Source organism: Streptomyces sp. NPDC028722 (assembly GCF_040637655.1).
Taxonomy (GTDB): domain Bacteria; phylum Actinomycetota; class Actinomycetes; order Streptomycetales; family Streptomycetaceae; genus Streptomyces.
This window is the reverse complement of sequence record NZ_JBEZWU010000002.1, coordinates 510,017-532,916: the sequence shown is the minus strand read 5'-3', so window position 1 is coordinate 532,916 and position 22,900 is coordinate 510,017. Positions and strand designations below refer to the sequence as shown.

Annotated in this window: 20 protein-coding genes and 3 pseudogenes; 5 read left to right on the top strand and 18 right to left on the bottom strand. The window is 73.5% G+C overall.

The window, feature by feature from the left end:
• Positions 1-24: 24 nt before the first annotated feature.
• From AB0F03_RS04915 to AB0F03_RS04890, 6 genes and pseudogenes are all read right to left on the bottom strand, one after another.
• Entirely contained in the window at positions 25-1,233 is a 1,209-nt protein-coding gene (locus AB0F03_RS04915; RefSeq protein ID WP_361986559.1) for an acetylhydrolase, read from the bottom strand.
• Positions 1,230-1,574, bottom strand: a complete 345-nt coding sequence (locus AB0F03_RS04910; protein ID WP_361986557.1) for a transcriptional regulator — start codon at positions 1,572-1,574, stop codon at positions 1,230-1,232. The genes AB0F03_RS04915 and AB0F03_RS04910 overlap by 4 nt, the downstream gene beginning before the upstream one ends.
• Complete coding sequence (locus tag AB0F03_RS04905) at positions 1,571-2,266, bottom strand: hypothetical protein (RefSeq protein WP_361986555.1); 696 nt, start codon at positions 2,264-2,266, stop codon at positions 1,571-1,573. Before AB0F03_RS04905 ends, AB0F03_RS04910 begins: the two co-directional genes overlap by 4 nt.
• Before the next feature lie 310 nt (positions 2,267-2,576).
• Positions 2,577-3,494, bottom strand: coding sequence for a recombinase family protein (locus AB0F03_RS04900; protein WP_361986554.1), 918 nt, complete (start codon positions 3,492-3,494; stop codon positions 2,577-2,579).
• Between the two features lie 210 nt (positions 3,495-3,704).
• Complete coding sequence (locus tag AB0F03_RS04895; protein WP_361986552.1) at positions 3,705-4,328, bottom strand: histidine phosphatase family protein; 624 nt, start codon at positions 4,326-4,328, stop codon at positions 3,705-3,707.
• A gap of 130 nt (positions 4,329-4,458) precedes the next feature.
• Positions 4,459-5,379: pseudogene (locus AB0F03_RS04890) on the bottom strand (Tn3 family transposase); the annotation flags it as partial.
• Between the two features lie 35 nt (positions 5,380-5,414).
• On the opposite strand from AB0F03_RS04890, the gene AB0F03_RS04885 reads away from it, so the two are divergent.
• The gene (locus AB0F03_RS04885; protein WP_361986550.1) at positions 5,415-5,591 is read left to right on the top strand and encodes a hypothetical protein; all 177 of its coding nucleotides are present in this window, start codon (positions 5,415-5,417) and stop codon (positions 5,589-5,591) included.
• Positions 5,592-5,632: 41 nt separating this feature from the next.
• Here AB0F03_RS04885 and AB0F03_RS04880 read toward each other — a convergent pair.
• Together AB0F03_RS04880 and AB0F03_RS04875 are read right to left on the bottom strand one after the other, a co-directional pair.
• A pseudogene (locus AB0F03_RS04880) lies at positions 5,633-5,998 on the bottom strand (aldo/keto reductase); the annotation flags it as partial.
• Between the two features lie 151 nt (positions 5,999-6,149).
• On the bottom strand, positions 6,150-6,500 hold the full coding sequence (locus AB0F03_RS04875; protein ID WP_361986548.1) for a YciI family protein: 351 nt from the start codon (positions 6,498-6,500) through the stop codon (positions 6,150-6,152).
• 119 nt (positions 6,501-6,619) lie between these two features.
• On the opposite strand from AB0F03_RS04875, the gene AB0F03_RS04870 reads away from it, so the two are divergent.
• On the top strand, positions 6,620-7,693 hold the full coding sequence (locus tag AB0F03_RS04870) for an acyl-CoA dehydrogenase family protein (protein WP_361986546.1): 1,074 nt from the start codon (positions 6,620-6,622) through the stop codon (positions 7,691-7,693).
• 758 nt (positions 7,694-8,451) lie between these two features.
• Here AB0F03_RS04870 and AB0F03_RS04865 read toward each other — a convergent pair.
• From AB0F03_RS04865 to AB0F03_RS04840, 6 genes are all read right to left on the bottom strand, one after another.
• Positions 8,452-9,594, bottom strand: a complete 1,143-nt coding sequence (locus tag AB0F03_RS04865; protein WP_361986544.1) for an LLM class flavin-dependent oxidoreductase — start codon at positions 9,592-9,594, stop codon at positions 8,452-8,454.
• Positions 9,595-9,608: 14 nt separating this feature from the next.
• Entirely contained in the window at positions 9,609-10,793 is a 1,185-nt protein-coding gene (locus tag AB0F03_RS04860; protein ID WP_361986542.1) for an SfnB family sulfur acquisition oxidoreductase, read from the bottom strand.
• A gap of 5 nt (positions 10,794-10,798) precedes the next feature.
• Complete coding sequence (gene ssuE / locus AB0F03_RS04855; RefSeq protein ID WP_361986540.1) at positions 10,799-11,353, bottom strand: NADPH-dependent FMN reductase; 555 nt, start codon at positions 11,351-11,353, stop codon at positions 10,799-10,801.
• Positions 11,354-11,414: 61 nt separating this feature from the next.
• Positions 11,415-12,632 (bottom strand): acyl-CoA dehydrogenase family protein, encoded by a 1,218-nt coding sequence (locus tag AB0F03_RS04850; RefSeq protein ID WP_361986538.1) that lies wholly within the window; start codon positions 12,630-12,632, stop codon positions 11,415-11,417.
• Positions 12,633-12,684: 52 nt separating this feature from the next.
• Entirely contained in the window at positions 12,685-13,812 is a 1,128-nt protein-coding gene (gene sfnG / locus AB0F03_RS04845) for a dimethylsulfone monooxygenase SfnG (RefSeq protein ID WP_361986536.1), read from the bottom strand.
• 121 nt (positions 13,813-13,933) lie between these two features.
• The gene (locus tag AB0F03_RS04840; protein WP_353962852.1) at positions 13,934-14,011 is read right to left on the bottom strand and encodes a putative leader peptide; all 78 of its coding nucleotides are present in this window, start codon (positions 14,009-14,011) and stop codon (positions 13,934-13,936) included.
• A gap of 143 nt (positions 14,012-14,154) precedes the next feature.
• Here AB0F03_RS04840 and AB0F03_RS04835 point away from each other — a divergent pair.
• A pseudogene (locus AB0F03_RS04835) lies at positions 14,155-15,141 on the top strand (LysR family transcriptional regulator).
• Positions 15,142-15,151: 10 nt separating this feature from the next.
• Here AB0F03_RS04835 and AB0F03_RS04830 read toward each other — a convergent pair.
• The 3 genes from AB0F03_RS04830 to AB0F03_RS04820 form a co-directional block, all read right to left on the bottom strand.
• The gene (locus tag AB0F03_RS04830; RefSeq protein ID WP_361986535.1) at positions 15,152-15,328 is read right to left on the bottom strand and encodes a hypothetical protein; all 177 of its coding nucleotides are present in this window, start codon (positions 15,326-15,328) and stop codon (positions 15,152-15,154) included.
• A gap of 84 nt (positions 15,329-15,412) precedes the next feature.
• Entirely contained in the window at positions 15,413-17,548 is a 2,136-nt protein-coding gene (locus tag AB0F03_RS04825) for an MMPL family transporter (RefSeq protein ID WP_361986533.1), read from the bottom strand.
• 169 nt (positions 17,549-17,717) lie between these two features.
• Positions 17,718-18,221 (bottom strand): MarR family transcriptional regulator, encoded by a 504-nt coding sequence (locus AB0F03_RS04820; RefSeq protein ID WP_361986531.1) that lies wholly within the window; start codon positions 18,219-18,221, stop codon positions 17,718-17,720.
• Positions 18,222-18,313: 92 nt separating this feature from the next.
• On the opposite strand from AB0F03_RS04820, the gene AB0F03_RS04815 reads away from it, so the two are divergent.
• Positions 18,314-19,825 carry an SDR family oxidoreductase gene (locus tag AB0F03_RS04815; protein ID WP_361986727.1) on the top strand — a complete coding sequence of 504 codons (1,512 nt, stop codon included), beginning with the start codon at positions 18,314-18,316 and terminating at the stop codon, positions 19,823-19,825.
• A 69-nt stretch (positions 19,826-19,894) separates the two neighbouring features.
• Positions 19,895-21,283, top strand: coding sequence for a deoxyribodipyrimidine photo-lyase (locus tag AB0F03_RS04810; RefSeq protein ID WP_361986529.1), 1,389 nt, complete (start codon positions 19,895-19,897; stop codon positions 21,281-21,283).
• A 334-nt stretch (positions 21,284-21,617) separates the two neighbouring features.
• On the opposite strand, the gene AB0F03_RS04805 is transcribed toward AB0F03_RS04810, so the two are convergent.
• Positions 21,618-22,712, bottom strand: a complete 1,095-nt coding sequence (locus tag AB0F03_RS04805; RefSeq protein ID WP_361986725.1) for a MerR family transcriptional regulator — start codon at positions 22,710-22,712, stop codon at positions 21,618-21,620.
• Positions 22,713-22,900: the final 188 nt, after the last annotated feature.

Here is a 22,900-nt window from a genome sequence, read left to right as displayed (position 1 = left end):
GCGCATTGCGCGGTCCGACGCTTCTCACGGGATGAACTTCACCTCTGGGAAGGCCGCGCTCGGGCCGTCGAGCAGATGTCCCCGGCGGTGTCGCAGGTGTAGGTCGAAGAACGCGAGGGGGTAGGCCTGCTGGATCCGGACCGCCCGATCCGGATCGAGGGTGCCGATCATGTCCTGGATCTGCTGGCTGGTCATGCCGAGGACCTTGCCCGCTTGCGGGATCAGTGTCGCGTCGTCGCCGTACGTCTTGTGGATGGCCCCGTCGGCCTGGACGTTCAGCCGCCAACCGCGAAGGTGTGTCCAGAACTCGGCGACGTCCGGCATGGCGGCCCGAGTGAACGAAGCGGTCATCATCATGAACGGCCGGTCCAGGTCGGTGGTGATGGTCGGCTGCATCGGACCGTCGATACTGAGCCCGGCGCCAACGCGCTGGTCGGCGAGCATAGTGAGCGCGGTGGCGGTGCCACCCTTCGACCAGCCGAACGCGCCGATGCACCCCGGGTCGAGGGCGCCGAGCAGTCCCTGGGGCAGTGGCCTGCCGTCGACGTCGGGGTTGTGCCCGGCGGCAACGCCCTCGACGACGTCGAGCACGAACCGGATGTCCGTGGCGAAGTCCCGGGGCCCCAGGAACGGCGGGACCTCTGCCGGAACGGTGAGTCGACCGTCGGGGAACTCGCTGAACGCGTCGTACGTGTGGTCGACGGTGACCACGGCGTAGCCGTGGCTGGCGAGTTCCTGGACCATGATGGTGTGGTCGCCGCGATGGCTGCCCGCGCCGTGCGAGTACACGAGGACGGGCAGGCGATGGCCCGTTTGGTGCACGGGTGCGCCGACGTGTGCGGCGGTGAGTGGGCCGAGGGCGGGATCGAGGGGGAAGCCGACGTCCGCCAGAATTGCCCGCAGCGCACCCTGGGTCATCCAGGGAGCACGCGGCAGGTCCTTCGTCTTGCAAGCGGGGTACCAGACGCTGGCCATCAACTCGCGGTGATGTACCGGGCCGGCCACAGGATCCGGACGCGAGGTGTCGACGAGGTGGAGCGGCACCGTGCCCACCGGGTGCGGCCCGGTGGGGGCGGGCAGTGTGAGCTGTACCGGGCCGGTGGCGGTCGAAGCCGCCCATGCCTGGCGCGCTGCGCTGATCGGTACGGCGGCCCCGACGCTGGCGGCCAGCGCGGCTGTGAGCATGCGCCGGCGCGTCAGGCCCGTTCTCGGGCTGACCGGTGTGGTGGTCACATGTCCTCCCCGGGGTTCTTGGCCGGTGTCTCGATCTGCTGGATGAGTCGCTTGAGCTGGGTGACTTCGTCGCGCAGCGCGCGCTCGCCCGCGGGGGTGAGGGAGAGCCAGGTGCGGGCGCGCTTGCCCTCGTAGCCCTTCTCGATCTCGACCAGTCCGGCCTTCTCCAGGACGGCGAGATGCTGGCTGAGATTTCCGGCGGTGAGGCCGAGTGCCGTGCGCAGGAAGCCGAACTCGACCCGGCGTGCCTGGTGGGCCACGGTGAGGATGCCGAGACGGACGCGCTGGTGGACCACGTCGTTCAGGCCGTTGACGGGATGCTGATCGGGCTCGGAGGTCATGAGACGTCGCGCCGACGGGATCGCTCGGCCAGGCCGAAGCCGAGGGCGCCGAGCAGGAGGAGCAATGCCTGGAGGCCAAGGCGGGGCGCGGCGGACCAGGGGGAGGTGACGGGGATGAACTGGAAGAGCTGGAAACGGGTGAGGAACGGCACCAGGAAGATGGCCAGGTACGCCAGGGCGAGCAGCAGCAGGGCACGGCTGCGCTCCACCCAGGACAGTACGAGCAGCGGCAGTCCGACGGCCGTGACGTTGCCGACGAGCATTCCGACGAACCCCGTCGCCTCGGAAGTGGCGTCGAGGTGCAGGCCCCAGAAGTCGATCGGGTCGCCGGGCTGCGGGAGCCCGTGACGGGTGGCCCAGAACGTGGTGGCGGCCACCAGGCCAAGCAGGGCTACCCCGGTGAGAATGTACGGCCGGACGGGGGTGCCGACACCCCGGTCGCGGGAGCGGCGGATGTAGAAGAACGCCGTCGCGACGTAGGCGAGGGCGAGCCCGAGGTCCCAGTAGTACGGCGAACCCTGCTTCACCCCCACGGTGCAGCCCATGCCTGCGGCGGGGGCGGTTGCCGGGCAGGGAATGGTCTCGACGTGGAAGGTGAAGCGGTTGACCAGGATGCCGCCCAGCGTGAGCGCGCCGAGCAGCAGGAGAGGAAACCAGGTGCCGCGCTGAGCGGCTCGGACCTTGCGGGTCAAGTCACCGAGACCGGCGAGGACTTCGTGAGGCGTGCCTTGCGAGGGCATCGAAGCGTCTGTCACTCAGTCAGCTTTGCATCACAAATCAGTTATGGCAAGAAATCTGTGTGCACTCCAAGATCGAATCCGGGAAACCCGGTGGCCCGGGGTCGACCCCGCTGGCTTGCGTTGATGCACAGGGGCCATCAAGTCCTCGCCCCAACACCTTCAGGCGCGCGCCGATAGAACAAAGGCTTCAATGAACCATCGTTTGTTGAAGACCGGCCTCGGGGAACATCGGTTCAGCGGTTGGCGCTGAGATTGATCAAGGTCAGGGCGTGAGGGCGCTGACCCGGTTCTCGTACTCGCGGCGGGCCTTGCGCTGAGCCGGTACCGCAGGGACGCCTTGGGCGCCGTCGAGCGGCTGGCAGCGTGCGAGGAGCTGGCGGTGTACGGCGGGGACGGCGTTGACGCGCAGGGTGTAGCCCTGGCCGCGCCGTACGGTCGCCCCCTGGTCGAGCGCGGTGCGCTCGGCGGGCTCCAGCTCCGTGGTGCGGAGGTAGTCGGCGACCTTGCCCGGCATGTCGAGGGTGACCGGCAACTCCGGGGCGGGCGCGTCCTCGTCGGCGGCGGAGTGATCGGGCAGGAGATCGGCGACGGCCGTACGGATCGCGCCGCGACTGACCCGGTGGTCGCGGGCGAGGGCGGCGATCGAGCGGCCTTCCAGGTACGCGGCGCGTACGTCGGCAGTCTGCGCGGCCGCCACGGCGGGGCGGCGCCCGCCCTTCGCACCGTTGGCCTCGGCAGCGCGCAGTCCGTCGGAGGTCAGCTCACGCTGGAGGTCGCGCTGGAGTTCGCCGGCGGCGGCGAGGGTCTGCACCATGAACTTCACCGTGGACAGCAGCTCTCCGGTACGCGGGTGGCGGGCGGTGAGGTCCATCGCGGAGAAGGCGCCGTCGTGGATGCGCAGGGCGAGGTGGTCGCGGTGAAGGACGTCGAGCACGTCGAGGATGTGCTGGTTGCCGCGCACGAGGCGGAACATCTCGGAGATGTGCACGGTGTCGCCCGGCCGCGCGTACGTCAGCAGCTCGCCAAACTTCGGCCGCTGGAGCGGGTGGAGGCGGCTGGAGGTGCCCGGGTCCTCCTCAAAGACGACCGGCTCCTCGATCCCGGCCTCGTCCAGGACGAGGTCCTGCCGGGCGGTGGACTGCTGGTCGGTCGAGACCCGCTTGTAGACCAGGTTCGCCACCGAGGGGCCCCTTCCGTACGGAGGATCGGACCCTGTCTGTCGTCAAACCCTGTCAGCAATCACCATCGGATCTGATTGGATTCGCGCCACCTCGAACCCCCGGATTGCACGGGTTCATTGGACGGGCCAGGCGCCTGTCATCAAACGATCGTTTGATGACAGGCGCAGATGCTTCCTCTGACGGTTCAACATCGATCTCATCTACGGGCCTCAGACATGGAGCTCTGGCGGGAAGCCGGTCCAGCGGAGCTCGGCGGGGAGGTGGCCGGTGTCGTTGAAGAGGAGGACCGCCGGGGGGCGGTCGGGCGTGTAGCGGATGACGGTCAAGGCCGCGTTGGCATGGTTGATGCCCAGCCATCGCCACTTGGGCGCGTCAAGGGCGGCTCGGATGAGCCAGCCGACAAGGAAGTTGTGGGTGACGACAAGCTCATGTCGCGGTTCGTCTCCGACGACAGTCCCTGTGAACTCTGCAAGTGCCGCTGCGGCGAGCCCGGGGCCCTGCTCGCGTTCCTCGACCGTGAACTGGTGCAGGAACTCGATCCAGGCGTCCGCTGCCTCCGGTGGCAGCTCCTCGCGTGTCGGCAGGTAAGGGAGGTAGTCGCCAGCCGCTTCGGAACGACGGCAGGGAACTCCGTCGAGCTGCTCACCGACCAGCCGGGCGGTCTGTTCGGCACGGGCGAGAGGGCCGTGGTGGATCGCCGCCAGCGGAACCCCACGGAGCCGCTCCCCCAGCAGGGCAGCCTGGCGGCGGCCCGCATCCGTCAATTCACTCTCATCCGGCGATGCCTCGCCGTGACGGGCGAGATAGAGGTAGCGGGCGGCCGTACCGGTCATAGATGCGTCCTTCAGCGAAGTCGATCTTGCGGACTCATGGAAGGACGCCGACCTACGCGGACCGGTTCCCACGAGGGGGAGAGTCGGGCATCAAGCCGATCAGCGCGTTGCAAGATCTGCACGACGTGTCTTATTCCTCGCCGCCGTCGTCCTCGTCCAGCTCGGGCGCGTCCGGATCGCGTAGCGGGCGCAGGTTGCTGGAGGCCGGGACGCTGGCTGTGAAGCTGTAGCGGCCGAGCAGGTTCAGGTTGCGGTGCTTGAGCGGGGACAGGCGGGCGATGTCCTCTTCCCGGATCTCGTGCCCCTCGGCCTGGAGCTGGGCCACAGCGGCGTCGATGTACTTCGTCGTCCAGAGCACGATGGCGTTGAGGACCAGGCCGAGCGAGCCGAACTGGTCTTCCATACCGTCGCGGTACGCCTGGTGGATGGTGCCGCGCTTGCCGTGGCACACGTCGCGGGCCGGCTTGTGGCGGGACTCCTGCACGGTGAGCTGCCGGTTCGTCTGCCGCCGGTAGGTGTCGTCCACCGGATCGACCACGCGCAGCAGGTGCTCGGTCTTGGCGATCCGCCCGTACTCCGCGAACGCCGCCCCGAGCGGGGTCGGGCGGCCGTCGCGGCCGAACATGCGCAGCAGGTCGTAGGCGCGGACCTGGTTGGTGACCAGGGAACCGGCGACCTTCAGCATGTCCGGCCAGTGCGTGATCACCTTGTTCAGGTTGACGCGGTTGCGGGCCAGGTCCTCCACCGCGCCGTACGTGCCCGTCTCGACGCCGGGCATGGTGGCCCGCCAGAACCTCTGGTCGTCCAGGTCGCGGAACCCGGGGCTGAAGTTGTATCCGAGGATCTTGAACAGGCCGAACACCATGTCGGAGTACGAGGCGTTGTCGGTCGCCACCATCTCCGGCTTCACCCCGCCGTCGAGGTTCAGCAGGGCGTCCAGGATGTGCAGGGAGTCACGAGGGGTGCCGAGCACGACCATCTGCCCGATGCCTGCGACCTGGTCGTTGACGGCGTTGAGCCAGGTGATGCCGCGCTTGAACCCGAAGTACTTCACGCGCCCGCGGCCGGGTCGGCGGTCGGCCCACCGTGGCCACCCCCGAGATCATCCGCGCCGCCCGCGACATGCTGCCCAACCCCGAGAACTCGATTACCTCGATCGCCAAGCTCCTCGGGGTCAGCCCCGGCACCCTCTACAACCACATCCCGGACCTGCGGGAGCTCCGCGCCTCCGGCCGCGTTCCGAACCAGCTCACTGGCAGCTGACGCTCCTGCTACTGGCCGTTCCGATCCTCCCCGAGGGCCATCTCCTCGACGTGCCCGCGCAATTCGTCGGGCCGGGCCGAGGCACCCCACTCGCCCCGCTGGTCACGGAAGGGGCCCACCTTGGTGGCGATGACCAGACCGTCGGCGTACGGGGCGAGGGCGGTGTTGATGAGTTCGTTCGCGGAGCGCAGGGCGGAGAAGTAGAAGGCGGCGGTGTCGATGTGGTTCACGCCGAGTTCGACGGCCCTGCGCAGTACCGCTGTCGAGCGGGCGCGGTCGCTGGGGTTGCCGAGATGGAAGGGGGCGCTGCCCGTGAGCCGAATGGCGCCGAGGCCGATGCGGTGGACGGGCAGGTCGCCGAGGACGAAGGTGCCGGAGGCGTCCGCGGTGGCTGAGTCGGAGATCATCGGCGGAGTTTCGCACAGGTGTGCCGGGGGCGGCCGGGGGACGGCCCGTGGGCGCAGATGTGCGTGCGTGGCCGTGCCCGTGCCCGTACCGCACGCTGAGCGGGCGGGCCCCGGTGCCGGCGGTCCCGGCCGGCGGTGCGGCTCCGCGCTTTCAGTGCTGGTCCACGAAGGCCCGTACCTCGATGGGCAGGGTGGTCGCCAGGGCGGCCTTGCGGCCCCACTCCAAGGCCTCGTCCAGGTCGGCGGCCTTGATGAGGCACAGTCCGCCCAGATACTCCCCGCCCTCGGCATAGGGGCCGTCGGTGACGAGCACGTCGCCGTTCTCGGGGCGCAGCACGGTAGCGGTCTCCGGGCCGTGCAGACCGCCCGCGAAGACCCAGGCACCGGCCGCGCGCAGTTCGTCGTTGAAGGCTTCGACGTTGTGCATGATCCCGGTGAGGGCCTCGGGGCCGGGCGGTGTGCCGCCGGCCGGCTGGACCACGCTGAGCAGGTAGTGGTTCATGACGTCCTCCAAGGCGTCGGGCCCGTGACGGGCTCTGTGTCACCCCTACACGAACGGCGGGGCCGCGGACCGGCACCGCGCGCCGCGGCCACGGAAAAACTTCCGGAAGAATCTCCCTCATGCCCCGCACCCCGCATCCGCTCGTCGCCCGCGCCCGCCGGCTCGCCACGGAGCTGCTCCTCCCCGAGGCCGAACGGGTCGACCAGGAGGGGGTGCCCCCCGGCCATGTCGAGGCGGTGAAGCGGTCGGGACTGCTCGGGGTGGCCGCGCCGGTGGACCACGGCGGCTCGGGCGCGCCGCCGGCCGTGCTGAGGGAGATCACCGAGATCCTGGCCGGGGCGTGCTGCTCGACGTGGTTCGTGCAGACGCAGCACCACACACCGGTGCGGATGCTGGCGGCGAGCGGCCTGCCGGCGCGGGAGCGGCTGCTGGAACCGCTGTCCCGCGGGGAGCTGCTGTCCGGGGTGGCGTACGCCCATCTGCGGTCGCACGGGCGGTGCCCGGTGCGGGTCCGCCGCCGGGGTGACGGCTGGCTGTTCGACGGGACCGTGCCCTGGTACACCGGGTGGGGGCTGAACGACGTACTCCTGCTGGCCGGGACGACCGACGCCGGTGAGGTGCTGTTCGCCTTCGCGGAGGCACGCGAGCAGCCGGGGCTGCGGGCCTCGGCGCCGATGCGGCTGGCCGCCCTCACCGCCGCGCGCACGGTGTCGCTGGAGCTGGACGGCCTGTGGCTGCCCGCCGAGGCGGTGGTGCTGCGCACGCCGTACGAGACCTGGGCGGCCGGGGACCGGGCCAGGACGCGGAACACCGGCCCGGCGGTCCTCGGCGTCGCGGAGGCAGCCCTGTCGCTCCTGGCGGAGGAGACCGCCGCCCCGCTGCGCGCCCGCCTCGCCGATGTCCGCCGCCGGGCCTACGACCTGGCCGACCATCCGGTCCCGCACGAGCGGACCGGGGAACGGCTGGCGGTGCGCGCGGAGGCCTACGACGTGCTGCGCGTCGCCACGACGGCGGCGGTGGTGGCCGGCGGCGGCCGCGCTTTGGCCCTGTCGAGCCGCGCCCAGCGCCTCGCCCGCGAGGGCCTGTTCCTGCTGGTACAGGGCCAGACAGCCGAGACACGCGAGGCACACCTACGGACACTGACCGCCTCCGGCGGGGCGACGGGGGCACGGAGCTCCGGCGGGGCCGGCTGACGGGGGGAGCATCTGCCGGAACCGGCCGGCACGAGCGCGGGCCCCCGGCCGGGCCCGCCGACAGGGGAAATCTCTGCCGAGACCGGCTGACACGGGCCTGGGCCCCCGGCGGGGCCCGCCAACGGGCGGAAAGCCTCCGGGCAGGGCCGGCCAGCACGAGCGCGAGCCCCGGCCGGGCACCGACGGGGGGGAACCTCTACCGAGACCGGCTGACACGGGCCTGGACCCCCGGCGGGGCCCGCCGCTGGGCGGGGAACCCTGCCGGCCCCGGCTGACAGGGGCCTGGGCCCCCGGTGGGGCCTGTCGGCGGGCGGGGGAACCGTCGGGACCGGCTGACACGGGCGTGAGCCCGGCAGGGGCCGCCGACGGGCGGGGTGTCCCGGTCGGCGAGGAGGCTCGCCGCCCCCCGGAGGCCCGGCGGACGGGCTGCGCCACGGACGTCGCCCGGGACCGGCCGGCACCGGCGCGGGCCCTCCGGCCAGGTCGGCTCACGGCCGGGCACACCCTCCGGCCAGGTCGGTTGACGGCCGGGCACACCCTTCGACGGGGCCGGCTGATACCGGCGTGGGTCCTGGGCGGGACCGGCCGGCAGGGACGCGGGCCCTCCAGCGGGGCCCGCTCAGAGGCGGGTCTCCCGGTCGGCGAGGGGCTCACCGCGATCCGTCCCGGAAGCCCGACAGGCCCTGCCGCTGTCCGTCGCGGGGGCCGGGGGCCGTGTGGTTGGGGATGGCCCCGGTGGTCGGGCGGGGGGCGGGGGGTCAGCCTGCGAAGGGTACGTGTGCCGTGGTGGCGGTCCGGCTGCCGTCCGGGTGCGTCCACAAGCCTTGTGCGGCGAGCCGGGGCAGTACACCCTCGCCGAACCAGTACGCCTCCTCCAGGTGCGGGTAGCCGGAGAGGACGAACTCGTCGATGCCGAGGGCGTGGTACTCCCTGACGCGCTCGGCGACCTCGTCGTGGCTGCCGACCAGGGCCGTGCCCGCCCCGCCGCGCACCAGCCCGATGCCGGCCCACAGGTTGGGGTGGATCTCCAGGCTCTCCCGGCTGCCGCCGTGCAGGGCGAGCATCCGCCGCTGGCCCTCCGACTCGCTGCGGGCGAGGCCCGTCTGGACGGCCCGTACGGTCTCCGGGTCGAAGCCGTCGAGCAGCCGGTCCGCCTCCGCCCAGGCCTGCCGCGCGGTGTCCCGGGTGATGACGTGCAGCCGGATGCCGAACCGGAGGGTACGGCCGTGCTCCGCGGCCAGCTTCCGTATCCAGGCGATCTTCTCGGCGACCTGCGCCGGCGGTTCGCCCCAGGTGAGGTACACGTCGGCGTACCGGGCCGCGACCTCGCCGGCGGCGGGCGAGGAGCCGCCGAAGTACACCTCGGGCACCGGGTCGGGCACCCGGCTGAGCTTCGCCCCCTCCACCCGGAGGTGCTCCCCGTGCAGGTCGACGCTTCCGCCGTCCCACAGCTGCCGCACGATGTGCAGGAACTCGCCGGTACGGCGGTAGCGGGCGTCCTTGTCGAGGAAGTCGCCGTAGGCCCGCTGCTCGTGGCTCTCGCCGCCGGTGACGACGTTCAGCAGCAGCCGGCCGCCGCTCAGGCGCTGGAAGGTGGACGCCATCTGGGCGGCGAGGGTCGGGGCGACCGAGCCGGGCCGGAAGGCGACCAGGAACTTCAGCCGTTCGGAGTTCTGGCTGACCATGGCGGTGGTCAGCCACGCGTCCTCGCACCAGGCGCCGGTCGGGGTGAGCGCGCCGGCGAAGCCGAGGTCCTCGGCGGCGCGGGCGATCTGGCTCAGGTAGGCGACCGTGGGCGGCCGGTCCCGGCCGGAGGCGGTCGCCGGGGTGCCGTGGCCGCCGCCGACGACATGGCGGCTGTCGCCGTTGGTGGGCAGGAACCAGTGGAAGGTGAGGGACACGAGGGGGTCTCCGATCAGAGCAGGCCGTGCCGGGGCGGCCGGGTTCCGTCGAGCACGTACCGGCCGATGTGCTGGATCTTCCAGCGGACGGGGTCGTGCAGCGTGTGGGTGCGGGCGTCCCGCCAGTGGCGGTGCAGGTTGAGGGAGTCGAGGGCCGCGCGGGTGCCGGCCACCTCGAACAGGGCGCTCGCCACCTCCACGGCGGCCTGCGCGGCCCGCACCTTGGCGGCGGCGACCGCGATGGACGCCTCGGCCGCGGAGTCGTCGGTGAGTTCGGCGCGGGCGGCGTCGACGGCGCGGGCGGCCTCGCGCAGCAGTGCCTCGGCGGCCCGCAGCTCGAGGGCGAGTTCACCGAAGCGCTGGACGAGCAGCGGGTCCTCGGTGGCGGTCCCGGCTCCGCTCTCGAACCAGGGGCGGCTGGTGGTGCGGACGAACTCCGCAGCCTCGGCCAGTGCTCCGCCGGCGATGCCGGTGTCGATGGCGGCGTGCAGCAATTGGGCGACCGCGCCGTGGAGTTGTGGTCCCTCGAAGGTGAGGTGGTGGGGCAGGACCCGGTCCGCGGGCACGGGGACGCCGTCGAGGCGGACGGTGCCGCTGGCGGTCGTCCGCTGGCCCATGCCGTCCCAGTCGTCGACGACGGTGAGGCCGGGGGCGTCCCGGGGGACGTAGGCGACGTACAGCTTGTCGTCCTCGGCGCGGGCCGGCACCGGGATCCAGTCGGCGAACAGGGCGCCGGTGCTGTAGTGCTTGACGCCCCGCAGGACGTACGACCCGTCCGCCCGGGGCTCCAGGCGGGTGCGGATGTCCTGGACGTGCCGGGTGCCGGCCTCGGACTGGGCGTTGCCGAGGCGGCGACCGGCGAGGATCTCCGCGAAGAAGAACTTTTGTTGCTCGTCGGTGCCCTGGCGGCGGATGACGTTGACGTACACGAAATGGCTCTGCGGGATCTGGGCGAGGCTGCCGTCGGCGGAGCCGAGCAGCCGGAAGATCTCCGCGAGGGTCCGGGCGCCGACATCCGCGCCGCCGTGCCCGGCGGGCACGGTGACGGCCAGCAGTCCGGACGCGGAGAGCCGGTCCAGTTCGGCGCGCGGGAGCCGGCGTGCGGCGTCCCGTCCGGCGGCCCCGGTGCGGAACTCGCCGGCCAGGGCCGCGGCGACGGCGAGCGCCTCCGTCTCGTCGGCGATGACGTGGGCGGTCATGGGGGTCAGCTCGCCGCCGCCAGGACGGGGCTGCGGCCCAGCGCCGCGGCGAACTGGTCCACCACCTGCCCCAGAGCCTGCTCCGTGGCGGGTGCGACGGTCACCGAGCCGTCCTCCCGTACGGTGATGTCCTTGTCGAGGGTGAACCAGCCCTGGACGATGTGCGCGGCGCCCATGGAGTTCAGCACCGGTCGCAGGGCGTAGTCGATGGCGAGGACGTGGGCGGTGGAGCCGCCGGTGGCGAGCGGCAGCACGGTCTTGCCGGTGAGCGCGTACTGCGGGAGCAGATCCAGGAGCGCCTTGAGGACGCCGGAGTACGACGCCTTGTAGACGGGTGTGCCGACCACGATCCCGTCGGCGCGGGCGAACAGCTCGGCGGCCTCCACGATGGCGGGGTGGCGGAAGTCGGCGCCGAGCAGGGCCTCGGCCGGCACGGTGCGGACGTCGAGCGGGATCACCTCGTGGCCCTGGGCTATGAGCCGCTGGTCCAGGTGGCGCAGCAGGCGGCCGGTGCGCGAGGAGGCGGAGGGGCTGCCGGAGACGGACAGGACGGTGGCCATGGGTGCCTCGTTTCTGGGGTGCGCCGGGCGCCCGCGCGGGGGCGCCCGGAGGGCAGGTCGGTCAGGAGTACCAGGTGGGTTCGGGGAGTTCGCCTTCGAGGACCCAGCGGCCGACCTCGCGGCGCTTGTAGGCGACCGGGTCGTGCAGGGTGTGGGTGCGGACGTTGCGCCAGAAGCGGTCCAGTCCCTCGGTGGTGGCGGTGGAGCGGGCGCCGGTGACCTCGAAGATGCGGGTGGTGATCTCCAGGGCGACGTCCGTGGCGCGTGCCTTGGTGGCGGCGACCCGGACCTCGAACTCGCCGCGGGTCCGCTCGGTGACCGCGTCGGGGTCGTCGTGCAGGGTCTGGCCCTCCGCGGCGACGGTGTCGGCGAGCGCCTCGGCCGCCCAGAGCTTGGCGGTGAGGTCGCCGTAGGTGTCGATGACGTACGGTTCGTCGACCGCCCGCTCGTGACCGCCGTGCAGCCAGGACCGCGCCTTGGTGCGGGTGTAGGTGGCGGCCGTCTCCAGCGCGCCGGCCGCGATGCCGAGGTAGAAGTTGACGAAGACCAGCTGGATGGTGGGGACGTTGAGGGTGTTGTAGACGCGCGGCTGGAACCGCTTGTCCACGTAGCCGGCGGCCGAGGACCACGGGGTGCGGACGCCGTCGAGGGTGACGCCGCCGCTCTCCGTGAGCCGCTGGCCGATGTTGTCCCAGTCGTCGTGGAAGGTGAGTCCGTCGCTGCCGGAGGGCACGATGGCGAAGACGTGCTGGTCGGTGCCGTCCAGGACGCCTTCCAGGACGGTGACGTCGGAGACCTTGCTGCCGGTGGAGAAGGACTTGCGTCCGGTGAAGACCAGATCGTCGCCGTCCTCGGTGACGGTGACGTCCTTGTCGCGCGGGTTGACGGCTCCGCCGAAGAACCAGCGGTTGCGGGATGCCTCGGCCTCCACGTGCTCCCACTGTTCGCGGGTGCCGACCAGGCGGGCGGCCCAGAACCACAGGTAGTGGTAGCCGAGGAGCTGGCCGATCGATCCGTCGGCCTTGGCGATCTCCCGGACGACCCTGTAGGCGGTCGGCCAGTCCTGGCCGGCGCCGCCGTGCTCGGCGGGGCCGAGGAGGGTGACGAGGCCGGAGTCCTTCAGCAGCCGGATCTCGGCGTACGGGGTGGCGCCGGCCCGGTCGCGGGCGGCGGCGTCGGTGGCGAGGACGGCGGCCACCCCGGTGGCGCGGGCGATCCAGTCCTGGGCGGTGCGCGGGGCGGGGCCGGCGGTCCAGTCGGTGTGCGGGACGGTGCTCATGCTGCGGTGACCTCTTTCGCGGTGCGGTGCGGTGCGGAAGGCGGGGGGACGGTCAGACGTGGGCGGGCACGGACCCGGGCCCGTCGGCGGTCTCGGGCAGCCGGGCCTCGAGTTCGCGTACGAGCGGCAGCACGCGGCTGCCGAAGTACTCGACCTCCTCGTGGTAGTGCAGGAAGCCGAGGAGGAAGAGGTCGACGCCGAGCCTCTTGTAGGCGACGATGCGTTCGGCGATCCGCTCGGGCGTGCCGATGAGCCCGGTGCGGAAGCCGTCGTTGTACTGGACCAGGTCCTCGAACGTGGAGTCCTGCCACATGCCCTTGCCGTCGGACGTGGACCGTCCGGCCTGGCGTACGGCCGCGCCGAAGCCCTCGACCGCCTCGGTGTCCGCCCCGGCGACGATCTCGCGCAGGGTCTCGCGGGCCTCGGCCTCGGTGTCGCGGGCGATGAGGAAGCCGTTGAGGCCGAACTTCGGTGCCCGGCGCCCGGCTTCGGCGGCGGACGCGCGGACGTCCTGGATCTGTTCGGTGACCCCGTCGAAGTCCTTGCCGTTGGAGAAGTACCAGTCGGAGACGCGGCCGGCCATCCGCCGGGCGGCGGTGGAGTTGCCGCCCTGGAAGATCTCGGGGTGCGGGCGCTCGGGAGTGTTGAGCGGCTTGGGCTTGAGGGAGAAGTCGCGCAGCCGGTAGAAGTCACCGGCGAGTTCGGCGTGGTCCTCGGTCCAGATCCGCCGCAGGGCGGTGATGAACTCCTCGGAGCGGCGGTAGCGTTCGTCGTGCTCCAGCCAGGGCTCGCCGAGCGCCGTGAACTCGTCCTTGAACCAGCCGGAGACGACGTTGACGGCGAAGCGGCCGTGGGACAGGTGGTCGGCGGTGGCGCCGAGTTTGGCGAGGACCCCCGGGTGCCACAGGCCGGGGTGGACGGCGGCGATGACCTTCAGCCGCTCGGTGGCCAGCAGCAGGGCGAGGCTGAAACTGGTGGACTCGTGCTGGTACTCGGCGCCGTAACTGGCCATGTAGCGGACCTGGCTGAGCGCGTACCCGAATCCGTTGTTCTCGGCGAGCACGGCGAGCCGGCGGTTGTAGTCGTACCCCCAGTCGGTGCGCTGTTCGATCGTGCTGGTGACAAGTCCCCCACTGACATTGGGGACCCAGTAGGCGAATTCAAGAGGCGCTGCGGGCATGCGGAACTCCTGTTGCGGGAAATGCGCGCGGGGACATTCGGGCACGCGGAATTCCGGGCGGGGAGGGGCGCGGGAAATCAGGCGTGCCGGAGACGTCCGGTGGGGCGGGGAACGCGGCGGATCAGGCCGCGGGGCAACAGGAGGCGCTGGAGACGCGCGCGAGGTCGACATGGCGTCGCCGCGTGAGGTCCAGTCGCATCGTCATGCCGTCGATCGTGGCAGCAGCCGGATATGGCCGTCAAGGTAAACCCGACCGGTCTCGTATCGCGGACCATTGAATTTAACGAAGGTGTGACAGGAAAACCCTTGAACCGGCCGCCGCCGGCCGCGCATTCTGCGGCGGTGCGGACGGAACAGCTGGAATACATCGCGGCCGTGACCCGGCTGGGCTCGCTGCGCCGGGCGGCCGACGAACTGCGCCTGTCACAGCCGGCGTTGAGCGAGACCGTGCGGAACCTGGAGCGGGAGCTCGGTGTCGACCTGCTGGAGCGCAAGCGGTCGGGCGCGACGATGAGCGGGGCGGGCCGGGAGCTGCTGCCGCACATCGTGAGCGTGCTGGAGGCGGTGGACCGGCTGCGGGCGGCGGCCGGTGAGCAGCACCGCATCAGCCGTACGGTGCGCGTCGGCACGGTCAACGCGGCGACCGTGCCGCTGCTGATCCCGGTGCTGCGGGAGTTCCGCGCCGGCCATCCGGTGACCCAGGTGGAGGTGGTGGGCGCCCAGCAGACGGACATCCAGCGCGGGCTGGCGGAGGGCGGCTTCGATCTCGGCCTCGTCAACCATCTGGAGGGCGACGACGTCCCGGCGGGCATGGAGGGAACCGAACTGCTGCGCGGGCGGCCGGTGGTGTGCCTGCGCCCGGACAGCCCGCTGGCCGCGCTGCGGGTGATCACCGCCGACGACCTGCTCGGTGTCCCGCTGATCGCCATGCGGGCCGGGTATGTGATGCACCGCTACGTACACCGGCTGCTGGCGGGCCGTACCGCGGTTGCCACCCCGGCCCGCCCCTCCGCCCGAACCCGGGCGGAGGGGCGGGCCTCTGCGCGGTCGGCGTCGCCGTAGAGCGCGGACATGTCGTACTCGACCGACGGTGCGGAGATGGGCAAGCTGATGGTCGCGGAGGGACTCGGGGCGACCGTGCTGCCGGACTTCAGTGTGGCCGGGGACCCGTTGGAGCGGTCCGGCACGATCACGTACCGGCCGCTCGCCGGTGAGACCACCCGGGTGCTGCTGGTGCTCCAGCGCCGGCGCGCGGAGCCGGTGCCGCAGGCCGCCCAGGACCTGCACACGGCGTTCGTGCGGCGGGCGCGGGAGCTGGCCCGGCAGTGACGGCCGCGCCTCAGGCGCGGCCGTCGTCCTCCTGTCCGTCGAGCACGACGAGGAAGGCGTCCGACTTCAGGTCCATCACCACGGTGGCCGGCTCGCCCTCGGCACGCCGGGCCGCCGCGTATTCCTCTGCCGGCCACGATCCCCGCGGAGACCCTGCGGGGAAACGCTCCAACACCTTGGCACTCATCACGGCGGCCACCTCCTGCGTCGCTGACCCGAACGGAATGTACATGTTGTACCGCTTCTGTTGCCCCGGATCAGCGCGGGCATGTCACCGTACTTCGTCCGCCGTCCGCGGCGTCCGCGGCGGCCGCGGTACCTCCCGCACGTCGGGGCGCCGGCTGAGCCGGCCCGGCCACCAGGCGAGGCGGCCAATGTCCCGCACCAGGGCGGGCACCAGCAGGGAGCGCACCACCAGCGTGTCGAGCAGGACACCGAAGGCGACGATGAACGCGATCTGGGCGAGGAAGGCCAGCGGGATGACACCGAGGGCGGCGAAGGTCGCCGCCAGCACCACGCCGGCCGCGGTGATCACCCCGCCCGTCGACACCAGCCCCCGCACGACGCCCTGCCGTACCCCGTGGCGCAGCGACTCCTCGCGCACCCGGGACATGAGGAAGATGTTGTAGTCGACGCCGAGGGCCACGAGGAACACGAACCCGTACAGCGGCACGGAGGGGTCGGTGCCGCTGAAGCCGAACACGTGGCGGAAGACCAGGGCGGAGACCCCGAGGGTGGCCAGGAAGTTGACCGCGACCGTGGCCACGAGGAGCACGGGCATCAGCAGGGAGCGCAGCAGCCCGGCCAGGATCACCAGGATGACGGCGAGGACGACGGGAACGATCAGGGTCCGGTCGCGTTCGGCGGTGCGCAGGGTGTCGTACCGCTGCGCGGTGTAGCCGCCGACCACGGCGCGGGCACCCGGGACGGCCCGCACGGAGCTGCGCAGCCGGGCGATGGTGTCCGTGGCGTCGTCGCTGTCCGCGGCCGAGCGGAGGGTGACGTCGGCCACGGCGCGGCCACCGGCCACCAGGGGCTCGGCGCCGGGCCGGCCGGAGGCGCTCACGGCGGCGGCGGAGGCGACGCCCTCGGTGTGCCGGGCGGTGGCGAGGACCCTTGGGAGCCGCGCCGCGTCGGCGATCACCACTGCCGGATTGCCGGAGCCGCCGGGGAAGTGCCGGTCGAGGGTGTCCTGGGCGGCGACGGACGGCGCGCCGTCGACGAAGGTCTCGGACAGCGGAACGCCCCTGGAGGCGAGCGTGGGGGCGAAGGCGGCGCAGGCCAGCAGGGCGACGAGGCAGCTCGCCCACACCGTGCGCGGTGAGCGGTCGACGACAGCGGCGACGCGCTGCCACAGTCCGTGGGCACGGTCCGTGCCGTCGGTGGCCCGGGGCCGGGTGGGCCAGTAGGCGCTCCGGCCCAGGAGGACGAGCGCGGCCGGCAGGAAGGTGAGGGTGCTGAGCAGGGCGCAGCCGATGCCGAGGGCGCCGACCGGTCCGAGCGACCGGTTGTTCGTCAGGTCGCTGAGCAGGAGGGCGAGCAGGCCGAGGGCGACGGTGGCCGCGCTGGCGGTGATGGGCGCCCAGGACCGGCGCAGCGCCGCCCGGGCGGCCGTGAACCGGTCGGCGTGCCGGGTGAGTTCCTCGCGGTAGCGGGCGCTGAAGAGGAGGGCGTAGTCGGTGGCCGCGCCGATCACCAGGATGGACAGGATGCCTTGGACCTGCCCGTCGACGCGGACCAGCCCGTGGTCGGCCAGGGCGTAGACGAGCGCGCAGGCCAGCCCGAGGGCGAAGACGGCGCTCAGGATGACGAGGAACGGGAGCAGCACGCTGCGGTAGACGAGCAGCAGGATGACCAGGACCGCGGCGAGCGCGACGCCGAGGAGCAGGCCGTCGATGCCGGCGAAGGCGTCGCCCAGATCCGCCTGGGTCGCGGCGGGTCCGGCCAGCTGCGCGGTGGTGCCCGGCACGCGGTCCGCGGCGGCGCGGATCCGGTCGAGCGCCGCCGGGAGCCGGTCCCCCAGGTCCGGCCGCAGCGGAACGACCCCTTGCAGTGCCCTGCCGTCCTCGGCGGGCAGGGCCGGCGAGGTCCGGCCGGCCACGCCCGGCGTCCGGGTGAGCGAGGCGAGGGCGGTGGTGGCGGCGGCCTGCTGCCGGCGTACGGAGCCGCCCCCGTCGGCGGTCCACACGACGATCACCGGCAGCGTCTCCCGCTGCCGGAAGGCCCGCTGTTCGGTGAGGACCCGGGTGGACTCGGCGCTGCGTGGCAGGAAGGCGGCCTGGTCGTTGGTGGAGACCTCGCCGAGGCGCCCGGCGAACGGCCCCAGGAAGCCGCCGACGGCCAGCCAGGCGGCGAGGAGGGCGAAGGGAAGGAGCAGGCGGGCGGTACGGAGGGAAGGGGCGGCCATCTCTCTCCTGGCTCGGAACGGAGGCGGACACCCGATGACCGGCTGTCCCGGGCATCGGGTCGTGGGGGTGCCGTGATCGACGGCAGACACCTGCTGCTTCCGGTCCCGGGGAGTCGACGGATGCGGGACCGCCCCCGGCGGACCGGCGGATGCCGCCCGTCCCGGGGGGTCAGCGTATGCGGGAGAGTTCCTCGCCGGACGCGGTCGGGAAACGCAACGCCGCGGACCGCTCGTCCGGGCCGAAGCACGGCCGGGCCGCCTCCGTCGCCTCCACGAGCGGCCGGAAACGGCCGCGGGCCGCCGCGCGGGCGGCGTCGGCGTAGTGCAGGTGGACCACACGACGGCCGGCGCTCTCCCGGACCCGGCAGACGCGGCCGGCGCTCTCCCGGACCCGCCCGGCGTGTTCCGGCCGGTCCGGACAGTCGGTGACCGCCTCCGAGGCCAGGGCCGGACGCAGGCGCGGACGGCCCGGCGTCCTCGGCTCCACCGCGTCCCGCACGGCCGCCAGGGCCCGGACGTCGGTGGCGTGCGGCCCGTGGGCCGCGGCGGACGCGTGCACCAGCAGGTCGGCCTCGCCGTTCGCCCGGCGCGGTCGCACGGCGGAGGACCGCGGGTCCGGCGCCGGATCCCGCGGTGGTCCGGCGCGTCGCTCCCGGTCGTCCGCTGTCACCACGTGATCAGCCTATAGAAGGACACGCATCCGCGGACGCGGCCCGGCGGGAAGGCATGTTCCGGGGGGTCACCGACACGGAGGTCCTGGAAGCGATGAACCACGACGACCCGGCAGGCAGGCTCCGCTGTCTGGTGACCGGAGCAACGGGCTACATCGGCGGCCGGCTCGTGCCCGAACTGCTCGCCGCCGGGCACCGGGTGCGCTGTCTGGCCCGCTCCCCCGGCAAACTGCGCGACCATCCGTGGGCGGGCGAGGCGGAGGTGGTGCGGGGCGACGTCACCGACGCCGCGTCCGTCGCCGAGGCGATGCGGGACGTCGACGTGGCCTACTACCTGGTGCACGCACTGGGCAGCGGCAGCGGCTTCGAGGAGACCGACCGCCGCGCCGCCCACGTCTTCGGTGAGCAGGCGAAGGCGGCCGGTGTGCGCCGCATCGTGTACCTCGGCGGGCTCGCACCGGTCGGGGTGCCCGAGGACCGGCTCTCCCCGCACCTGAGATCCCGGGCGGAGGTCGGCCGCGTCCTGCTGGCCTCGGGCGTGCCGACCGCCGTGCTCCGCGCCGCCGTCATCATCGGCTCCGGATCGGCCTCCTTCGAGATGCTGCGCTATCTCACCGAGCGGCTGCCGGTGATGATCACGCCCAGCTGGGTGCACACCCGGATCCAGCCCGTCGCCGTACGGGACGTGCTGCGGCTGCTGGCCGGCAGCGCGGGCCTGCCGGACGACGTCAACCGCACCTTCGACATCGGCGGGCCGGACATCCTGACGTACCGGGAGATGATGCAGCGGTACGCGCGCGTCGCGGGCCTGCCACGGCGCCTCATCGTGGCCGTGCCGGTCCTCACCCCCGGCCTCTCCAGCCACTGGGTGGGCCTCGTCACCCCCGTCCCCGCCTCCCTCGCCCGCCCGCTGACCGAGTCGCTGCGCCACGAGGTGATCTGCCACGAGCACGACATCGACCGGTACGTGCCCGGCCCGCCGGGGCATCCGCTCGGTTTCGACGAAGCGGTACGGCTGGCCCTGCGCCGGGTGCGCGAGGCCCGGGTGACCACCCGCTGGTCGTCCGCCGCCGTACCCGGGGCGCCCAGCGATCCGCTGCCCACCGACCCCGACTGGGCCGGCGGCAGCCTGTACGCCGACCACCGTGAGGCGGCGGTGGACGCCCCGGTGCACGAGCTGTGGCGGGTGATCGAGGGCGTGGGCGGGGACAACGGCTGGTACTCCTTCCCGCTCGCCTGGAGCCTGCGCGGCCGGCTGGACCGGCTGGCCGGCGGGGTCGGACTGCGCCGGGGCCGGCGGGACGCCCAGCGGCTGCGGGTGGGCGACTCGCTGGACTTCTGGCGGGTGGAGGAGATCGAACCCGGACACCTGCTGCGGCTGCGGGCGGAGATGCGGCTGCCGGGGCTGGCCTGGCTGGAGATGTACGCGGAAAGCGACGGCAACGGCCGCAGCCGGTACCGGCAGCGGGCCCTGTTCCACCCGCACGGCCTGCTCGGCCACGCCTACTGGTGGAGCGTCTCCCCTTTCCACGCCGTGGTCTTCGGCGGGATGGCCCGCAACATCGCGCGGGCGGCGGCCCGGCAGGCGCCCGCGTCCGCCCGCTGACGCCGCATCCGCCGCGCCCGCCCCGCCGGAACTGTCCAGCGTCCGCATCCCACGCCCCGGAGCCGCGCCATGTACGTCTCGGTCGTCCTGTTCACCGCCGACCTGCGCCTGTACGACCATCCGCCCCTGCGGGCCGCGCTGGAGGGCGCCCGTCAGGTCGTCCCGCTGTTCGTACGGGACACCGGGGTGGACGCCGCGGGCTTCGCCGCCCCCAACCGGCTGGCGTTCCTCGCGGACTGCCTGCGCGACCTGGACGCGGGGCTGCGCCGACGGGGCGGACGCCTGGTCCTGCGCTCCGGCGACGTCGTGGCGGAGGTGTGCCGGGTGGCCGCGGAGGCGGACGCCGACGAGGTGCACCTGGCGGCCGACGTGAGCGCCTACGCCCACCGGCGGGAACAGCGGCTGCGGCGCGCCCTGGAGGCCGACGGGCGGCGGCTGCACGTCCACGACACGGTGACCACCGTGGTGACACCGGGCGCGGTGACCCCGGCCTCCTCCGACCACTTCGCCGTGTTCACGCCGTACTTCCGGCAGTGGTCGGCGCAGCACGTGCGGGACGTGCGCGACGCGCCGCGCGCGGTCCGCGTCCCGCCGGGCATCGGGTCCGAGGCACTGCCGTCCCGGGCCGCGCTGTCCGGGCTGTCGCCGGGGCTGGCCGAGGGCGGCGAGACGGCGGGCAGGAGGCGGCTCGCCGACTGGCTGCGTTCCGGCGTCGCCGCCTACGAGGACCGGCACGACGACCTGGCGGGCGACGCGACCTCCCGGCTCTCCCCGCACCTGCACTTCGGCACCCTGTCCCCCGTCGAGGTGGTGCGGCGGGCGCGCCTGGCGGGCGGGCCGGGCGGGGAGGCGTTCGTACGGCAGATCGCCTGGCGGGACTTCCACCGCCAGCTGCTGGCGGTGCGGCCCGCCGCGGCCGGCGCCGACTACCGCACCAAGTACGACCACTGGCGGTCCGAGCGGACGGCGTGGGAGGACATCGAGGCGTGGCGCCGGGGCCGTACCGGCTATCCGGTGGTCGACGCGGGGATGCGCCAGCTGCTGCACGAGGGGTGGATGCACAACCGCGCCCGCCTGCTCACGGCGAGCTTCCTGGCCAAGACCCTGTACGTCGACTGGCGCGTCGGCGCCCGGCACTTCCTGCGGCTGCTGGTCGACGGGGACCTGGCCAACAACCAGCTGAACTGGCAGTGGGTCGCGGGCACCGGCACCGACACCCGCCCGAACCGGGTCCTCAACCCCCTCGCCCAGGCCAGGCGGCACGACCCCGACGGCGCGTACGTACGGCGCTGGGTGCCGGAGCTGCGGGAGATCGCCGGGGCGGCGGTGCACGAGCCGTGGAAGCTGGGCACCGCGGACCGGGCGCGCACCGGCGACTACCCGGACCCGGTCATCGGCCTCGCCGAGGGCCTCTCCCGCTTCCGCCGCGCCCGCGACCGCGCCCCCGCCCCGGACTGAAACCCACGCCCCGCCCGCCCCCCGGCGCCACCGGCGGCGGGGACGGCCCGGCACGGGGCTGGGAACACTCCCGCCGACTCCTGCCCCGGCTGGACGCCCCGCGAACCGCCCGCCCCGGCGCCGCGAGGGTGGGACGGAGCCGGGGACGCCCCGGCTGATGCGCCTGCGGCAGGCTTCCCCGGACCGCGCTGAACGTTGCGCCGGCCCTCTTGCTCCCCGCGCGCGTCGTCGGGGCCGGGCTGTGCGCGTCGCCGGCTGGCTGGCCGGCGGTTGGGAAGCGGGCCGGTGGCGGTGAGGGCGGTGGGGCGTCCGAGGCGGGGGTGGAGGCCGTCGGTCAGGCGGGTTCGGTGGGCGGAGGTGTGCCGTAGGCGGTGACCAGGGGGGTGAGGGCCTCGGTCAGGGTGGCCGGGCGGAGCATGCCGGGGGCGGGGCGGCCCGCCCAGCCGGGGCCGCCGAGCATCACCAGGGGCTGCGCGCGGGCGCCCTTGACGCCCCACTCCATCGCGGCCACGTGCTCGGCGAGCGGCAGGCTCGCGGTGGAGCGGGCCTGCGCCCACAGCACCACGGCGGCCGGGCCCAGACGCCGTACCGCCGCGACGAGCGCGTCCGCCGGCACCGCGGCACCGAACATGCGGGTGGCGACGCCGAGCCGGCTCAGCGCCGCGTTGAGCGCCTCCAGCGGAAGAGTGTGCTGCTCACCGGGGACGCAGGCCAGCAGCACGGGTCCCGCGCCCGTGGGGCCGGCCGTCGCGACGGGCTGCCGGGTGTGGCGGCGCAGGGTGGTGGACACCTGCCAGGACAGCAGGTGCTCCACCTCGACGTACCGGTCCCCCGACGACTCCCATCGGCGGCCCACCGCGTGCAGCGTCGGCAGCATCACGTCCTGCCAGGCGGCCACCACGCCGTACCGGTCCACGGCGGCCTCCAGCCGCTCCCCGACGGCCGCCGCGTCGAGCCGGACGGCGGCCCGGGCCAGCCCGCGACCCTCCTGCCGGGCCGCACCGGGAGACGGCGCGCCGGGGGCGGTCGCCGCGGGGACGGCCGGTGCGGCCGGTGCGGCCGGTGCGGCCGGTGCGGCCGGTGCGGCCGGTGCGGCGGGTACGGCCGGCGGTGCCGGGGCGGGCGCGCCGCCGGCCGGGGGGCGGGGGGCTGCCGGGTAGGCCCGCTCCTTCGCGGCCCGGGCGGCGTCGGCGGGCGGCACCCCGGACGCGGTCAGCCGGCACATGGTCTCCAGCATGGTCACATCCCGGGGCGTCCACCGGCGGTGCCGGCCGTCGGCGCGGGCGGCGGGGCCCATGCCGTAACGGCGGTCCCAGGAACGCAGCGTGGTGGGCGAGACGCCCAGCCGGCGGGCCAGCGCGCCGGTGGTCAGCCCCGGCTCCGCGGCCCCGGCGGAACCCGCCCGGCCGCTCCCCGGCATCCCCGGCATCCCCGCAGGGTCGGTCGCATCCATACGACGACCATACGTCCGCCATACGACGCACAACCGATGCAAGTTGTCCGGCCGGTCCGCGGACTCACACGATGAACGCCCGGAGCGCGCCCCGGAACGTACCGGTCCACAGGGACGGCCCGGCCGCTCCGCTCCGGCCGTCCCGTCCGACGCGAAGGAGCCGT

Excerpts from the sequence above, each read along its gene's own strand:
- AB0F03_RS04910 (WP_361986557.1), bottom strand. The coding sequence starts at position 1,574 with ATGACCTCCGAGCCCGATCAGCATCCCGTCAACGGCCTGAACGACGTG.
- AB0F03_RS04895 (WP_361986552.1), bottom strand. The coding sequence starts at position 4,328 with ATGACCGGTACGGCCGCCCGCTACCTCTATCTCGCCCGTCACGGCGAG.
- AB0F03_RS04875 (WP_361986548.1), bottom strand. The coding sequence starts at position 6,500 with ATGAACCACTACCTGCTCAGCGTGGTCCAGCCGGCCGGCGGCACACCG.
- AB0F03_RS04870 (WP_361986546.1), top strand. The coding sequence starts at position 6,620 with ATGCCCCGCACCCCGCATCCGCTCGTCGCCCGCGCCCGCCGGCTCGCC.
- AB0F03_RS04860 (WP_361986542.1), bottom strand. The coding sequence starts at position 10,793 with ATGACCGCCCACGTCATCGCCGACGAGACGGAGGCGCTCGCCGTCGCC.
- ssuE (WP_361986540.1), bottom strand. The coding sequence starts at position 11,353 with ATGGCCACCGTCCTGTCCGTCTCCGGCAGCCCCTCCGCCTCCTCGCGC.
- AB0F03_RS04850 (WP_361986538.1), bottom strand. The coding sequence starts at position 12,632 with ATGAGCACCGTCCCGCACACCGACTGGACCGCCGGCCCCGCCCCGCGC.
- sfnG (WP_361986536.1), bottom strand. The coding sequence starts at position 13,812 with ATGCCCGCAGCGCCTCTTGAATTCGCCTACTGGGTCCCCAATGTCAGT.
- AB0F03_RS04840 (WP_353962852.1), bottom strand. The coding sequence starts at position 14,011 with ATGCGACTGGACCTCACGCGGCGACGCCATGTCGACCTCGCGCGCGTC.
- AB0F03_RS04830 (WP_361986535.1), bottom strand. The coding sequence starts at position 15,328 with ATGAGTGCCAAGGTGTTGGAGCGTTTCCCCGCAGGGTCTCCGCGGGGA.
- AB0F03_RS04825 (WP_361986533.1), bottom strand. The coding sequence starts at position 17,548 with ATGGCCGCCCCTTCCCTCCGTACCGCCCGCCTGCTCCTTCCCTTCGCC.
- AB0F03_RS04815 (WP_361986727.1), top strand. The coding sequence starts at position 18,314 with ATGAACCACGACGACCCGGCAGGCAGGCTCCGCTGTCTGGTGACCGGA.
- AB0F03_RS04810 (WP_361986529.1), top strand. The coding sequence starts at position 19,895 with ATGTACGTCTCGGTCGTCCTGTTCACCGCCGACCTGCGCCTGTACGAC.
- AB0F03_RS04805 (WP_361986725.1), bottom strand. The coding sequence starts at position 22,712 with ATGCCGGGGATGCCGGGGAGCGGCCGGGCGGGTTCCGCCGGGGCCGCG.